General features: G+C 73.4%; 13 protein-coding genes. 6 read left to right on the top strand and 7 right to left on the bottom strand.

Annotated features, from left to right (window positions below; all coding sequences use genetic code 11):
* The first annotated feature begins 474 nt into the window (after window positions 1-474).
* Complete coding sequence (locus GNZ18_RS12650; protein WP_214619392.1) at window positions 475-1,623, top strand: agmatine deiminase family protein; 1,149 nt, start codon at window positions 475-477, stop codon at window positions 1,621-1,623.
* 258 nt (window positions 1,624-1,881) lie between these two features.
* Here the strand turns inward: GNZ18_RS12650 and GNZ18_RS12645 are convergent, their stop codons facing one another.
* Window positions 1,882-2,676 (bottom strand): TetR/AcrR family transcriptional regulator C-terminal domain-containing protein, encoded by a 795-nt coding sequence (locus GNZ18_RS12645; RefSeq protein ID WP_156216491.1) that lies wholly within the window; start codon window positions 2,674-2,676, stop codon window positions 1,882-1,884.
* A 76-nt stretch (window positions 2,677-2,752) separates the two neighbouring features.
* Here GNZ18_RS12645 and GNZ18_RS12640 point away from each other — a divergent pair, with 76 nt between their 5' ends.
* On the top strand, window positions 2,753-5,029 hold the full coding sequence (locus GNZ18_RS12640; protein ID WP_216651265.1) for an ATP-binding cassette domain-containing protein: 2,277 nt from the start codon (window positions 2,753-2,755) through the stop codon (window positions 5,027-5,029).
* A gap of 30 nt (window positions 5,030-5,059) precedes the next feature.
* Here GNZ18_RS12640 and GNZ18_RS12635 read toward each other — a convergent pair whose 3' ends face one another.
* Window positions 5,060-5,515, bottom strand: coding sequence for a pyridoxamine 5'-phosphate oxidase family protein (locus GNZ18_RS12635; RefSeq protein WP_156216489.1), 456 nt, complete (start codon window positions 5,513-5,515; stop codon window positions 5,060-5,062).
* Window positions 5,475-6,485, bottom strand: a complete 1,011-nt coding sequence (locus tag GNZ18_RS12630) for a LysR substrate-binding domain-containing protein (protein ID WP_156216488.1) — start codon at window positions 6,483-6,485, stop codon at window positions 5,475-5,477. Before GNZ18_RS12630 ends, GNZ18_RS12635 begins: the two co-directional genes overlap by 41 nt.
* Window positions 6,486-6,564: 79 nt before the next feature.
* Between GNZ18_RS12630 and GNZ18_RS12625 the strand changes: the two genes are divergently transcribed.
* The 4 genes from GNZ18_RS12625 to GNZ18_RS12610 all read left to right on the top strand — a co-directional run bounded on the left by GNZ18_RS12625 (window position 6,565) and on the right by GNZ18_RS12610 (window position 10,316).
* Window positions 6,565-7,263 (top strand): aspartate/glutamate racemase family protein, encoded by a 699-nt coding sequence (locus GNZ18_RS12625; RefSeq protein ID WP_156216487.1) that lies wholly within the window; start codon window positions 6,565-6,567, stop codon window positions 7,261-7,263.
* 46 nt (window positions 7,264-7,309) lie between these two features.
* Entirely contained in the window at window positions 7,310-8,299 is a 990-nt protein-coding gene (locus GNZ18_RS12620; protein WP_156216486.1) for a helix-turn-helix transcriptional regulator, read from the top strand.
* A gap of 224 nt (window positions 8,300-8,523) precedes the next feature.
* On the top strand, window positions 8,524-9,711 hold the full coding sequence (locus tag GNZ18_RS12615; RefSeq protein ID WP_156216485.1) for a sensor histidine kinase: 1,188 nt from the start codon (window positions 8,524-8,526) through the stop codon (window positions 9,709-9,711).
* Window positions 9,708-10,316, top strand: a complete 609-nt coding sequence (locus tag GNZ18_RS12610; RefSeq protein WP_156216484.1) for a response regulator transcription factor — start codon at window positions 9,708-9,710, stop codon at window positions 10,314-10,316. The genes GNZ18_RS12615 and GNZ18_RS12610 overlap by 4 nt, the downstream gene beginning before the upstream one ends.
* Before the next feature lie 14 nt (window positions 10,317-10,330).
* On the opposite strand, the gene GNZ18_RS12605 is transcribed toward GNZ18_RS12610, so the two are convergent.
* The 4 genes from GNZ18_RS12605 to GNZ18_RS12590 all read right to left on the bottom strand — a co-directional run bounded on the left by GNZ18_RS12605 (window position 10,331) and on the right by GNZ18_RS12590 (window position 14,266).
* Window positions 10,331-10,831, bottom strand: coding sequence for a MarR family winged helix-turn-helix transcriptional regulator (locus tag GNZ18_RS12605; protein ID WP_156216483.1), 501 nt, complete (start codon window positions 10,829-10,831; stop codon window positions 10,331-10,333).
* Window positions 10,832-10,885: 54 nt separating this feature from the next.
* Complete coding sequence (locus tag GNZ18_RS12600) at window positions 10,886-12,094, bottom strand: MFS transporter (protein WP_246249724.1); 1,209 nt, start codon at window positions 12,092-12,094, stop codon at window positions 10,886-10,888.
* A gap of 139 nt (window positions 12,095-12,233) precedes the next feature.
* Window positions 12,234-12,968 (bottom strand): ATP-binding cassette domain-containing protein, encoded by a 735-nt coding sequence (locus GNZ18_RS12595; protein ID WP_156216482.1) that lies wholly within the window; start codon window positions 12,966-12,968, stop codon window positions 12,234-12,236.
* Between the two features lie 119 nt (window positions 12,969-13,087).
* Entirely contained in the window at window positions 13,088-14,266 is a 1,179-nt protein-coding gene (locus GNZ18_RS12590) for an MFS transporter (RefSeq protein WP_156216481.1), read from the bottom strand.
* Window positions 14,267-14,298 lie beyond the last annotated feature (32 nt).

Genomic DNA, 14,298 nt, shown 5'->3' with positions numbered 1-14,298 from the left:
CCGTTACCGCCTGCCCGCTCTCCGCAGTCCCTACCGTTGTCAAACCGCGCCAGCAGATTCGATAATCGCTCGGGCGCCTCGCCGGGCGCGACCACTCGGTCAGCTCGAACGTGCGGCGCGGACGTCTCCGTTCTCCTCACAGGTGAGGGTGCACGGTGGCGACCTGCCTGCCGGGGAGCCGGTGAACTTCAGGTCGATGCGTCCGGCACCCTCCGGCCCTCCCAGCTCGGAGTCCCCTGACCAAGCACTACACCTGCTGCGCCGTCCGTCGGGCCATCGGATCATCACTCAAGGCCGGAACGCGGCACCGACCGGCCGCGCCGGCAAGAGGCGATCATCCATAGCGCCAGGTCAGAGCCGAGCGGCGTTGTTTGTTCGGGATCTGGGTCGGGCATGAGGGGGGTGGTTCTTCGGCACGTCCGTGTCCGCCCCGGTGTGCCCGACCGAGCCGATCTCGATCCTGGGGTGTCTGCCGTGTCCGAGTCTTCCGCCTCCGGCATGTCCCGCCGAAGTGCGCTGCGCTCCCTGGCCGGGTGCGGCGCGCTCGTGGCCGGGGTCGCCGCCTGCTCCGGGAGCGGCGATCAGGCGGTCGGCCCCTCGACGGCCACGGCCGGGCTGCGGCTCGGCGCCGAATGGGAACCGCAGGCCCGTACCTTCATGTGCTGGCCCACTTCTGACATCTGGGGTGGGCAGGCGGGTGCCGTGCAGGGCGACATCGCCGCCCTGGCACGCACGATCGGCGGCTATCAGCCGGTGGTCATGATGGCCAGGCCGGAACTGGCCGACGCGGCGCAGCGGGCCTGCGGCGACGACGTCGAGGTGGTGCCGATCCCCGCCGATGACCTGTGGGCCCGCGACACGGTGCCGGTCTTCGTCGAGCGGAACCGCTCCCTGGCCGGTGTGGATCTCAACTTCAACGGATGGGGCGGCAAGCAGGAGCCCCACGACCAGGACGCGCGCGTCGCCCGCGCGGTCCTGGCGAAGTACGAGATCCCGCGGGTGGCGACCTGGCTGGTGAGCGAGGGCGGCGCGCTGGAGACCGACGGGCAGGGGACGCTGCTGGTGACCGAGAGTTCCCTGGTCAACCGCAACCGCAACCCCGGCAAGACCCGGCAGCAGATCGAGGACGAGCTCAAGCGGACGCTGGGCGTTACCAAGGTCATCTGGTTCGCCGGGGTCGCCGGCAAGGACATCACCGACGCGCACATCGACTGCCTGGTCCGTTTCACCGCACCCGGGGTCGTCCTTCTGGACCGGCCCGCACCCGGCGCCGAGCCGGACGTATGGTCGCGCGCCTCCGCTCAGGCCAAGCAGGTGCTGGCCGACGCCACCGACGCCCGCGGCAGGAAATTGAAGGTCATCGAGCTGCCCCAGCCCGACCCTGACAAGATCACCGGCCGGGGCGAGGAATTCTTGTCCTCCTACGCCAACTTCTCCATCGCCAACAAGGTCGTCCTTCTGCCCAGGTTCGGCGACGCCGCCGCCGACGACCACGCCCGGCAGATCCTGGCCGAGCAGTACCCCGGCCGCGAGATCCGCCAACTGAGGATCGACAACATCGCCGCCGGAGGCGGTGGCATCCACTGCGCCACCCACGACCAGCCCCGGGCCGCGACCGGATAAGGCGCTTCGAGACTACCCACCTACCGGCCAGCAGGGTGTTCGCCACGGCCACGGGCACGTGGCCCCACCGCGCGCAGGCCCGGACCGTGGACTCTCGGCACACTGCGAGCGGCAGCGCTGACCGCCGACCGGGCCGACATCGAGGCCACGCTGCCGAGGATGTACGCCGCCGTCCGCACCCACATCGTGCTGACCGACTCCGCGACCTGCGGTCACGGCCTGGCCATGCCTGCTTGGTGGCGATCGGACGGCCCAGGCTCAGGCGGTGCGGGCGATCGTCGTCTCGATGCCGTCCAGGACCAGGGCCAGGCCGCCCTCGAACGCCTCGCGGGACGCCAGTTCCAGGTAGGTGGCGAGTTCGCCGTCCGGGGTGTACGGGGGGCTCTCGGCTTCGAGCCGCGCCAATGCGGGGTAGCGGTGCGCGAAGTCCGGAGCGACCTCCACCAGGACGTCGGTGCGCGCGTACCACCAGTCCGCCTCCGACGTCCCGCTCGCGCCGACCACCTGCCGCGACTCGGTGAGCGTCTGGGCCGAGCCGCGCACCACCTGCGACAGCGCCGCCACCGCGCGCCGCGTGTCACGGGCGCCGAGCCCGGTGCCGGACAGGACGCCGAGCAGTGTCTCCAGCGCGCGGTACTCGTTCGGGCCGAGCACCGGCCTGGCCTGCGAGACCTGGAGCATCCACGGGTGGCGCAGGTAGAACGCCCAGGAGTCCTCCGCCCAGGCCATGACCGCCGGACGCCAGCCCGCCGAAATGTCGTAGGCGTCCGGTAGTTCTGCGAGGGCACGGTCGTACATCAGGTCGACCAGCTCGCTCTTACCCGGGACGTAGGTGTAGAGGGCCATGGCGGTGCGGCCGAGGCGCTCCCCCACCGCGCGCATCGACAGCGCCGCCATGCCCTCGGCGTCGGCGGCGGCGATCGCCGCCGCCACGATGACGTCCACGCTCAGACCGGGTCTCGGGCCGGGACGCGGCGGACCGGACCCCGCATCCGGACGCCACAGCAGGTCCATCGTGCGGCGCGCGTCGCCCTGCCCGGCGAAGACGACCAAAGTACGACTCCTTATGGCATAAACTGATCCGACACACCCAACTCCTTACAGCCTAAGCTTATCAAGCCGAAGGAAGATGATGACCCAGCCGACGTCCCGGACGGCCGCCGACAGCCACGATGTCATCGAGGTCCGCGGCGCCAGGGAGAACAACCTCGCCGACGTCAGCCTGGACGTCCCGAAGCGGCGCCTCACCGTGTTCACGGGGGTGTCCGGCTCGGGCAAGTCGTCGCTGGTGTTCGGCACGATCGCGGCCGAGTCGCAGCGGATGATCAACGAGACCTACACCGCGTTCGTCCAGTCGTTCATGCCGACGCTCGGCCGTCCCGACGTCGACGGGCTGCGCAACCTCAGCGCCGCGATCATCGTCGACCAGGAGCGGATGGGCGCCAACGCGCGCTCCACGGTCGGGACGGCGACCGACGCGCACACGATGCTGCGGATCGTGTTCAGCCGCCTCGGCGACCCCCACGTCGGCACCTCCAGCGCGTTCAGCTTCAACAACGCCGAGGGCATGTGCCCCGAGTGCGAGGGCCTCGGCCGGGCCACCCAGATCGACGTCGAGGAGCTGGTCGACCGCGACCGCTCGCTCAACGAGGGCGCCGTGACCGTCCCGAACTTCGCGGTCGACTCCTGGTACTGGAAGGTCCTCGCCGGGTCCGGTTTCGTCGACCCCGACGTCAAGCTGCGCGACTACACCGAGCAGCAGTGGGAGGACTTCCTCCACAAGCCCGCCACGAAGGTCAAGAGCGGCGGCCTCAACACCACCTACGAGGGCCTACTCGTCAAGGTGCAGCGGCTCTACCTGAGCAAGGACAAGGAGTCGCTCCAGCCGCACATCCGCGCGTTCGTCGACCGCGCCGTCACCTTCAGCACGTGCCGGGCCTGCGAGGGCACGCGGCTCGCCCCGGCGGCGCTGTCGAGCCGGATCCGCGGCCGCAACATCGCCGAGTGCTCGGCCATGCAGATCAGCGACCTCGCCGCGTTCGTCCGCGAGATCGACGACCCCTCCGTCGCGCCGGTGCTGGCGGCGCTGCGCGACATTTTGGAGGCCCTCGTCGAGATCGGCCTCGGCTACCTCAGCCTGGACCGCGAGTCCACGAGCCTGTCGGGCGGCGAGTCGCAGCGGGTGAAGATGGTCCGGCACCTGGGGTCCAGCCTCACCGACGTCACCTACGTCTTCGACGAGCCGACGGTTGGCCTGCACCCGCACGACATCCGCCGGATGAACGACCTGCTGCTGCGGCTGCGCGACAAGGGCAACACGGTCCTGGTCGTCGAGCACAAGCCCGAGACCATCGAGATCGCCGACCATGTCGTCGACCTCGGGCCCGGCGCGGGCGCGGCGGGCGGGCGGGTGTGCTTCACCGGCGACGTCGCGGGGCTCCGCGCGTCCGGCACCCTCACCGGACGCCACCTCGACCACCGCGCCCGGCTGCGCGAAACCGTCCGCGAGCCTACCGGCCACCTGTCCATCACCGGCGCGAACCAGCACAACCTCAAGGACGTGGACGTCGACATCCCGCTCGGCGTCCTCACCGTGGTCACAGGCGTTGCCGGGTCGGGCAAGAGCTCGCTGATCCACGGGTCGCTGCCCGGACGCGACGGGGTCGTGGTCGTCGACCAGTCCGCGATCCGCGGCTCGCGGCGCAGCAACCCGGCGACCTACACCGGCCTGCTCGACCCGGTCCGCACCGCGTTCGCCAAGGCCAACGGCGTGAAGCCGGCCCTTTTCAGCGCGAACTCGGCGGGCGCCTGCCCCACCTGCAAGGGCATCGGCGTCACCTACACCGACCTGGCGATGATGGCCGGGGTCGCCTCGGTGTGCGAGGAGTGCGACGGCAAGCGCTACACGCCCGAGGTGCTCACCTACAAGCTGCGCGGCAAGGACATCAGCGAGGTGCTGGCGATGCCGGTCGCCGAGGCCCGCGAGTTCTTCACCACCGGGCAGGCCCGCGCCGTCCTGGACCGCCTCGCCGACGTCGGCCTCGGCTACCTCGGGCTCGGGCAGCCGCTCAACACGCTGTCGGGCGGCGAGCGGCAGCGGCTCAAGCTGGCCATCCACATGGCGGAGAAGGCCGCCACCTACGTGCTGGACGAGCCGACCACCGGCCTGCACCTGGCCGACGTCGACCAGCTCCTCGCCCTGCTCGACCGGCTGGTGGACGCCGGGAACACCGTCGTCGTCATCGAGCACCACCAGGCCGTCATGGCGCACGCGGACTGGATCATCGACCTCGGGCCGGGCGCGGGCCATGACGGCGGCGAGATCGTCTTCACCGGGACGCCCGCCGAGCTGGTGGCCAAGAGCGACTCGCTCACCGCCCGCCACCTGCGCGAGTACGTCGCCTGACCCGGGCGCCGACCGGCGGCCTGGCTCGGCTCAGACGAGCCAGGCGCCCTCGCGCATGAGGTCGCGGTCCTTCAGCTCGTTGACCTCCCGCCACGCCTGGATCCGCCGAGGGGTGACGCGGAAGTACAGGTAGGGGGTGCTGAGGTCGCGCGGGTCGAAGCCGGTCTTGGCGGCGAACGCGTCGCCGACGCCTTCGGGCAGATCGGCGGCGGCGAGCGGCTCCGCGACGCCCTCGATGAGGACGACGTCGCGGGTCGGCCCGAGCCCGAGGCGCACCCGGCCGGTGGCCCTCAGGTTCCGCCCGGTCGGGCTTTCGGCCGGGGTCGCGATCAGCACGGTCGAGCCGTCCCACAGGAACGACAGCGGCACCAGGTACGGGGTGCCGCCCGCCGGGTCCGCCGTGCTGACCCAGGTGTCGACATCGTGGTCGAGCCGGTGCAGGGTGTCACGCTTGCGCTGGTCGTTCGTCCGTGCGGGCGGGGTCATCTGCGTCGTCCTCCTGGTCAGCGGTGTGATCCACAAAGGATGCACCGTCGCGGACCGTGCTCGCGACGGGGCCCCCGCCGATGGCCGACCGCCGGACGGCGTGGACGGCGCGGCCCACGGCGGGGATCTGGTCGGCCTCCGGGTGGTGGACCAGGTACAGGCGCCGGGGGCGCAGCCCCGCCACGGCCGCGACGGTGACCTCGGGATGCCGGAACGCTCCGAGCGCGAGGTGCGGCAGCAGCCCGACCCCGAGCCCCCGGGCGATCAACGCCTGGGTGACCACGTAGTCGTCGGTGCTGTGCCGGACGTCCGGCACGAAACCGGCGTCCTCGCACGCGCGGAGCAGGTGGGCGGTGCAGCGCTCGCAGCCCGAGATCCACCGCTCCCCCGCGAACGACCGCAGACCCACCTCGGAGGGAAGATCGGCGGCCTGCGGGTGCGCGTCCGGCAGGACGAGCCGGAGCGGATCCTCCCCGATCGGTGTCTGCTCCAGCCCGGCCGGGCCGACCGGCTCGTGGCCCTCGTGGGCGAAGACGATGGCGAGGTCGACCTGCCCGTCCATGAGCAGGTCGAGCGCCTCCGGCGGCTCCGCCTGGCGCAGCCGGACGTCGATGCCGGGGTGGGTCCGGTGCAACAGGCTCATCGCGGCGGGGACGAGGGTGGCGCCGGCCGAGGGGAAGGCGGCGAGCCGGACCGTCCCCGCGCGCAGTCCGGCCAGCGCGCCGAGTTCGTCGTCGGCGGCGTGCAGCCGCGCGGCGATGGCCTCGGCGTGGCGCTGCAGCACCCCGCCCGCCTCGGTGAGCTGGACGCCCCGGGGGCGGCGCACCACCAGCGGCAGACCCGCCTGCCGCTCCAGCGCCCGAAGGTGCTGGCTGACGGCGGGCTGCGTCCAGCCGAGCGACCGGGCCGCACCCGCGATCGACCCGCATCGCGCGATCTCGCGGAAGACGAGGAGCCGCCGGACGTCCATGGGACATAAGTATCCCTTGGGGGTCGGCCAAGAACCTCACGTCTACCGGATGGTCGGGCGGTCGCCGCACGATGGGGGCATGCGGACCATCGGCCTGATCGGCGGGATGAGCTGGGAGTCGTCGGCGGAGTACTACCGCCTGCTCAACGAGGAGGCCCGGCGGCGGCTCGGCGGCCACCACTGCGCCCGGAGCGTGCTGCTCACCGTGGACTTCGCGGAGATCGAGGCGCTGCAGCGCGCCGGCGACTGGGACACCGCCGGGGCGATCCTCACCGAGGCGGCCAGGAACCTGGAGCGCGCGGGGGCCGCGATGGTGCTGCTGTGCACCAACACGATGCACCGGGTCGCCGGGACGATCGAGGACGGTATCGGCGTGCCGTTCCTGCACATCGTCGACAGCACCGCCGACCGGATCCTCGCGTCCGGGCTGAAGACCGTTGGGCTGCTCGGCACCAGGTTCACGATGGAGATGGACTTCTACCGCTCCCGCATGCGCGAACGCGGCGTGGAGGTCCTGGTCCCGGACGAGGACGGCCGCGAGCTGGTGCACCGGGTGATCTACGAGGAACTGACCATGAACCGGGTGGAGGACTCCTCCCGCGCCGCGTTCCGCCGGGTCATCGCCGACCTCGCTCGGCGCGGTGCCGCCGGGGTCGTCCTCGGCTGCACCGAGATCACGCTGCTCATCGGGCCGGAGGACAGCCCGGTCCCCGTCTTCGACTCGACACGCATCCATGTCCAGCACGCGTTCGACGCGGCCTGCCGGACGGGTGGCTGAGGCCATCGGGTCGGTGAACGTCCTATTGGGGCGGCAGGATGGGGGTATGCGTGATCCCTCCGGGCGGCTGCTGCGGCTGCTGTCCCTGCTCCAGGCCCCGCGCGAGTGGCCCGGCACCGAGCTGGCCGAGCGGCTGGCCGTCACCCCCCGCACGATCAGGCGGGACGTGGAACGGCTGCGCGAGCTGGGCTATCCCGTCCACGCCACGCACGGCAGCACCGGCGGCTACCGCCTCACCGCCGGGACGGCGATGCCGCCGCTGCTGCTGGACGACGAGGAGGCCGTCGCCGTCGCGCTCGGCCTGCGCACCGCCACCGCGATCGCCGCCACCGGGATCGAGGAGACCTCCCTGCGGGCCCTGGCCAAGCTGGAGCAGGTCCTCCCGCACCGCCTGCGGCACCGTGTGGCCTCGCTGTCGCGGGCCTCCGTCGCCCTCCCGATGCGGGACGGCGCCGCGCCGATCGACCCCGACCTCCTCGCCACCCTCGCCGCCGCCTGCGTGGCGCACGAGCGGATCCGGTTCGCCTACACCCGCGCCGACGGCACCCGGGGACGGCGCCTGGCGCAGCCCCACCGGCTGGTGGCGGCGGGCCGCCGCTGGTACCTGGTCGCCTTCGACGAGGACCGCGAGGACTGGCGGACGTTCCGCGTCGACCGGATCGGCGAGCCTCAGCGCACCGGAGTCCGCGCCGCGCCGCGCGAGCTTCCCGGCGGCCTGGACGCGGCGTCCTGGGCGATGGACTCGCTGGCCGGGGGCTCCGGCACGATCCGCGCCCGGCTGCGGCTGCACGTGTCCGCCGAAGAGGCGGCCGAGCACGTCACCGCGTGGAACGGGTTCCTGGAGCCGGTCGACGACCGGTCGTGCCTGCTGCACTCCCGGTCGGACTCGCTGTGGTTCCTCGCCTCGCGGATCGCCCTGCTGACCGTCGACTACACCCTGCTCGACCCGCCGGAGTTGGCCCCGCACCTCGCCGCCATCGCGGGCCGCGCGGCCCGCGCGGTCGAGGCGTTCACGGAACCGCCGGGGCCGCCATGACAAATGTCATCGGAAAGCGATGGGCGATCTCACTGTTCGCGACGTCCCCGCCGCGAACACGATGGTGGCATGAACGTGATCGCCGGTGAAACCGGCCGGACGCAGGCATTCGAAGAATTTCGCACCGTCAAGATTCTCGCGGACGCCTACATGGGCGTCGGCCTCCCCGCGCGATGACCGGCCGGGCGGACGCGGCGCCGACCGCCGGTGTTACCGTCCGCGCCATGGAGGACGCCGGAGGGCGCGGGGCCCTCGGGAGCGCGGAGGGCGACTCGCTGCGCTGGACGAGCGGTTGGCGGCGCGGCGTCCTGGCGGCCGGGATGTTCGTCTATCCGGCCGTCACGGCGGTCGGGGTCGCGCAGTATTCGCATGGCGCCGCGGCCGTCGCGGGATATTCGATCGTGTTCGCGTTCTGCTGCTGTTACGCGCTCGCGGCGTATTCGTTCACGCGGGGATCCAGAAGCCGGATGTGGGCCTTTCTCGGAGCGATGGTGGTGCTGGCCGCGGGCGCGTTCCCGTTCGCGCGCAACGTCGCCGCCTATCTGGGCGCGGTCGTGGTGTCGTTCACGGTCGTCGCGCTGAAACGGCACGTTCCGCTGATCACCGGGGCGGGCGCGCTCGCCGCGCTGGTGGTGCCGTGGGCGGTGCGGCCCTGGCACCAGGGTCCGGGCTGGCTGGAGGCGCTGATGATCGTCTTCACGGCGCTGACCGTCCACGCGTTCCTGGAGATGGCGAGCGCCAACCTCGCGCTGGTGGAGGCGCGCGCCGAGGTCGCCCGGCTGGCCTCCGAGGCCGAACGGGCCCGGATCGCCCGCGACCTGCACGACCTGCTCGGCCACTCGCTCACGGTGATCACGGTGAAGAGCAACCTCGCGCGCCGGATGGCCGCGAACGACCCCGCGCGCTCGCTGGAGGAGATCACCGAGGTCGAGCGCCTCTCGCGGCAGGCGCTCGCCGACGTGCGCGCGGCGGTGTCGGGCTACCGGAACGTGACGCTGGCGGGCGAGTTGGCGCGCGGCCGCGAGCTGCTGCGGGCCTCCGGCGTCGTCGCCGACCTGCCCACCGCCGCCGACGTGGTGGACGCCGAGCACCGCGAGCTGTTCGGCTGGATCGTCCGCGAGGGGCTGACCAACGTCGTCCGGCACGCGCGCGCCACCCGCTGCACGGTCACGCTGACGGCGACACGGGTGGAGATCCGCGACGACGGGTCCGGCGGGCCGTCCGCCCTCCTGCCCTCCTCGTCCGGGCACGGGCTGACCGGCCTGCGCGAACGCGTCGCGGCCGCGGGCGGCACGCTGGAGGCCGGGCCCGCCCTCGACGCGGAGAGCCCGGACGGCGCGCCCGGCTGGCGGCTGCGCGTTACGCTCGGCCCGGCGCACGGGGACGGCCGGGAGGGCGGGGACGGGGCATGACGATCCGGCTGCTGCTCGCCGACGACCAGGAGCTGATCCGCACCGCGCTCGCGGCCCTGCTGGGCCTGGAGGAGGACTTCGAGGTCGTCGCGTCGGTCGGGCGGGGCGACGAGGTGGCGGACGCCGTCCGCGCGCACCGTCCCGACGTGGCGCTCCTGGACATCGAGATGCCGGGGCTGGACGGCCTGGCCGCCGCGGCCGTGCTCGCCGCGCGGGCGCCGCGGGTCCGCGTGGTGATCCTCACGACCTTCGGCCGCGCGGGCTACCTGCGGCGGGCGATGGAGGCCGGGGCGGTCGGGTTCGTGGTGAAGGACGCCCCGGCCGAGGCGCTCGCCGACGCGATCCGCCGGGTGGCGGCGGGCGAGCGGGTCGTCGATCCCGCGCTGGCCGCGGCGACCCTCGCGGTGGGCGAGTCGCCGCTGACCGGGCGCGAGCGCGACGTGCTGAACGTGGCGCGCGGCGGGGCGGCCGTCGCCGAGATCGCGTCCCGGCTGCACCTGTCGGAGGGCACGGTCCGCAACTACCTGTCGGCCGCGATCACCAAGACCGCGACCCGCAACCGCATGGAGGCGGTGCGGGTCGCCGACGAGCGCGGCTGGCTCTGAGCGGTCGGCGCGCGTCAGCGCGGGGACGTGTCGCCCAGCGACTCCAGGAGCCCCCGCAGCAGCCCCGCCAGGCGGTCGCGGTCGGCCGGGTCCAGGGCTTCCAGCAGCCGCGCCTCGTTGGCGGTGTGCAGCCCGACCACCTGGTCGACCAAAGACAGCCCGCGCGAGGTCAGCCGGATCCGGACCGAGCGGCGGTCGTCGGCGTCGCGGACCCGCTCGACCAGCCCCTTCGCCTCCAGCCGGTCGATCCGGTTGGTGATCGCCCCGGAGGTGACCATCGCGGCCTTCAGCAGCGCCCCCGCCGTCAGCTCGTAGGGCTCGCCCGAGCGGCGCAGCGTGGCCAGGACGTCGAACTCCCAGGTCTCCAGGCCCTGCCCGGCGAAGAAATCCTTCAGCTCCCGGTGCAGGACGAGCTGGAGCCGGGCGACGCGGCCGATGATGCCCATCGGCCACACGTCCAGGTCGGGCCGCTCACGTCCCCACTGGGCCAGGATCTCGTCCACCGCGTCCGCCATCGGCCACCTCCGGTATCTCAACATTGAGATTATCAACCGGCGCCAACCGACGGGCTAAGACAACGGCGAGCGGGCCGAGAGCGCCCGGTCCAGGAGGGCGGTCAGCGCGGTCGCCGCCGCCAGCCCGGCGCCGATCCAGGTGACGGAGGTGATCGAGGCGCCCGCGTCGAGGGCGGCCCCGGCGAACGCGGGGACGAGGCTGATGCCGAGCTGGAACGCCGAGACCGTGGTGGCCCCGGCGAGCGTCGGCGCCTCGGACGCGATGCCGAACACCCGCCCGTAGATGGCCGGGTTCAGCACGAACCCGGCGACCCCGAGCAGCAGGACGAGCGGGACGGCCGCGACCGCGCGCCCGGCGAGCGCCCCCAGCAGGGCGGAGCAGACCAGGATCCCGACCGCCCCGGCCAGCAGCGCGTGGGAGGGCCGCCGGTCGGAGATCCTGCCGCCGATCGACAGGCCGGCGAACGCGCCGACGCCGAACAGCGTGAGGACCGCGGGCACCCAGACCTCGGGAAGGCCGGTGACGTCGGTCAACAGCACCGCGAGGTAGTTGAACGTGATCATGTAGGAGGCGGTGCTCAGGATCGTGGCGGCGAACACGACCCAGAGCCGCGGGCGCCGCATCGTGCGCAGCTCGCGCCGCACGCTGGGCTCGGTGCCCGCGCTCGTCGCGGGCAGCGTCATCAGGGTCAGGGCCGCGCCGACCGCGGTGAGGGCGACCACGCCCCAGAACCCGCCCCGCCATCCGGTGAAGTAGCTGAGCAGCGCACCCGCCGGGCCACCGGCGATCATCGCCAGGCTCAGGCCGCTGACGACGACCCCGGAGGCCCGCGTGGTGCGGTCGGCCGGGACGAGGCCGATCGCGGTGACCGCCGCGACCGCCCAGAACCCCGCGTAGGCGAGCCCGCAGACGAACCGGGTGCCCAGCAGCACCGCGTAGCTGGGGGTGAGCAGCCCGACGGTGACGGAGACGGCGAAGACGGCCTGGGCGGCCACCAGCGTCGTCCGCCGCGGCCAGCGCAACGTCATGATCGCCAACGGCGGGCCGCCGATGACGACGGCGACGGCGAACGCCGAGATCAGCGCGCCCGCCGAGGACAGCGACACCTCCATGTCGTCCGCGATCGCCGGGAGGACCCCGGCCAGCAGGAACTCCGCGCTGCCCATCGCGAACAGGCAGAACGCGAGCAGGTAGACGCCGAGCGGCAGCCTCCCGCGCGCGACCGTCCGCTTCTCGTACGCGGTCTCGGCGCTCATCGGCATGGGGAACTCCTCGCTGGGGGGCGGTGCGCCGCACGGGCGCCGGAGGCGGAGCGCCTCCGGCCCCGATGGTGCGGATCCCGGCGGGGAATCGACAACTTCTGTTGCCATTCCTGGGACAGGCCGGGCCGGCGCGGCGCCCTCAGGACAGGGCGACCAGGTCGGCGTAGCCGGAGTTCCAGTGGTCCTCGACGCCGTCGGGCAGCAGGAGCACGCGGCCGGGACGCAGCGCCTCGACCGCCTCCTCGTCGTGCGTGACCATCACGACCGCGCCCCGGTACCCGCCGACCGCCGCGAGGACCTCCGCGCGGGACGCGGGGTCGAGGTTGTTGGTCGGCTCGTCCAGCAGCAGGGTGCCGCGCTCGCCGAACAGGACGCGCGCCAGCTCCACCCGGCGCCGCTGCCCGCCCGACAGCGAACCGATCGGCCGGGCGAGCGCGCCGGCGGGCAGGCCCAGACCCGCGGCGATCCGCGCGGCCTCGGCCTCGGCGGCGTACCCGCCGCGCGCCTGGAACTCGGCCTCGGCGCGGACGTAGCGGCGCATCGCCCGCTCGCCGCCCTCGCCGAGCGCGGTCTCGGCGGTCCGCAGCGCGCGGACGGCCTCGTCCATGCCCCGGGCGGACAGGACGCGGTCCTGGACGGAGACGGACGGGGCGGCCGCCGCCGGGTCCTGCGGCAGGTACCCGACGGGGCCGGTGCGCGTGACGGTCCCGGCGGCGGGCGCGACCTCGCCCGCCAGGACGCGCATGAGGGTGCTCTTCCCGGCGCCGTTACGGCCGACCAGGCCGATGCGGTCGCCGGGGGCGATGTGGGCGGTGACGTCCGCCAGCAGGAGGCGGGGGCCGACGCGCACGTCGACGCCACGGAAGGCAAGCATGGGATGACGCTCCGGAAAGGCTCAGGGACACACGTGTGGCGTGGAGGCGTGTGCCTGAGCTAGGAGATCCGGGGCGTGACCATGTCATCGAGTCTGCCACATCCGCCCGAACGCACGTCTCACGCCGGGGTGGCGGCCGCCGGCCGGACGCGCAGGCCGGGCGCCAGCGCGAAGGTGACCGCGACGGACGCGGCGGCCATCACCGTGATCGCCGTCGACGGCGACGTCCACTCCGCCACGGCGCCCGCGAGCGCCGCGCCCACGCCCTGCATGGCGAGCATGCCGGAGGAGTGCAGGCCGAGCGCGTGCCCGCTCAACTCGTCCGGGGTGAGGGCCATCAGCCGGTCCTGGAGCAGCAGCGTCGCCGAGTACCCGAACGCGCCGACGGCGACCGCCGCGAGCGCGAACGGCAGCGCCGGCTCCAGGGCGAAGACCAGGAACGGCGCGGCGAGCAGCAGCCGCAGCGGGGCGTCGAGCCTGGCCCGCCACCGCGGCGGGACGAACCGCCCGGTCAGCGTGTCCCCCGCCAGCATGCCGACCGCGCCGAACGCGAACAGCGTGCCCGCGTGCTCGGGGTCGTAGGGGACGAACAGGGACTCGCAGCCGACGATCAGCCCGTTGGGCACCCACAGCGCGAGGTAGACGTAGCGGCGCGGCCGCGACGACCACAACCGCGCGTTGTTGCGCCAGGTCTCGGTCGCCGACGCCCGGCCGGACGCGCGCGGCGGACGGCGCGTCAGCCCGAACCGGGCGACCGCCGCCGCCCCCGCGTACAGGACCGCGCCGGTCAGCAGCGTCCCGCGCGCCGACAGCGCGGCCACCAGGGCGCCGCCGAGCGCGAATCCGACGATCTGCATCGTTCCGGCCGACATGTTCAGCACCGAGCGGCCGAGCAGGTAGCCGTCCCGTTCGAGCACCTCGTTGAGCAGGCCGTAGCGCACGCCGCCGCCCAGCGAGGCCGCCATGCCGAGGCCGAGGATCAGCGCGAACACCCCCCACACCGGCATCCCCGGGACCGCCTGTGCCGCGGTGCCGAGACCGAACAGCAGGCCCAGCCCGGCCAGCGCCGCACGCGGGGGCAGCCGGTCGGCCGCCGACAGCAGCGTGGTCGCGCCGATGAGCTGGGCGAGCGGCTGCCCGAACATCGCCAGCGAGGACAGCAGCGGCGACCCGGTCCGGTCGTAGACCATGGTGCCGAGGGCCAGGCCGCTCACCGTCTGCGCCGCGACCTGCGCGGCCGACGTCAGGAACAGCGGGGTGAACTCCGGGGTCCGGAAGAGTTCCGAGTACGTGCGCATTCCGGGAGTCTCCGGGGCGGGGCGGACCAGCC

The organism is Actinomadura litoris (genome assembly GCF_009733595.1).
Lineage (GTDB): Bacteria > Actinomycetota > Actinomycetes > Streptosporangiales > Streptosporangiaceae > Spirillospora > Spirillospora litoris.
Note: the sequence above shows the minus strand (reverse complement) of the source record. Positions and strands in the feature narration are given on the sequence as shown.

Bases quoted from the DNA above. Each gene is read 5' to 3' on its own strand.
- GNZ18_RS12640 (WP_216651265.1), top strand. From the start codon at position 2,753: ATGATGACCCAGCCGACGTCCCGGACGGCCGCCGACAGCCACGATGTC.
- GNZ18_RS12635 (WP_156216489.1), bottom strand. From the start codon at position 5,515: ATGACCCCGCCCGCACGGACGAACGACCAGCGCAAGCGTGACACCCTG.
- GNZ18_RS12630 (WP_156216488.1), bottom strand. From the start codon at position 6,485: ATGGACGTCCGGCGGCTCCTCGTCTTCCGCGAGATCGCGCGATGCGGG.
- GNZ18_RS12625 (WP_156216487.1), top strand. From the start codon at position 6,565: ATGCGGACCATCGGCCTGATCGGCGGGATGAGCTGGGAGTCGTCGGCG.
- GNZ18_RS12620 (WP_156216486.1), top strand. From the start codon at position 7,310: ATGCGTGATCCCTCCGGGCGGCTGCTGCGGCTGCTGTCCCTGCTCCAG.
- GNZ18_RS12615 (WP_156216485.1), top strand. From the start codon at position 8,524: ATGGAGGACGCCGGAGGGCGCGGGGCCCTCGGGAGCGCGGAGGGCGAC.
- GNZ18_RS12610 (WP_156216484.1), top strand. From the start codon at position 9,708: ATGACGATCCGGCTGCTGCTCGCCGACGACCAGGAGCTGATCCGCACC.
- GNZ18_RS12605 (WP_156216483.1), bottom strand. From the start codon at position 10,831: ATGGCGGACGCGGTGGACGAGATCCTGGCCCAGTGGGGACGTGAGCGG.
- GNZ18_RS12600 (WP_246249724.1), bottom strand. From the start codon at position 12,094: ATGCCGATGAGCGCCGAGACCGCGTACGAGAAGCGGACGGTCGCGCGC.
- GNZ18_RS12595 (WP_156216482.1), bottom strand. From the start codon at position 12,968: ATGCTTGCCTTCCGTGGCGTCGACGTGCGCGTCGGCCCCCGCCTCCTG.
- GNZ18_RS12590 (WP_156216481.1), bottom strand. From the start codon at position 14,266: ATGCGCACGTACTCGGAACTCTTCCGGACCCCGGAGTTCACCCCGCTG.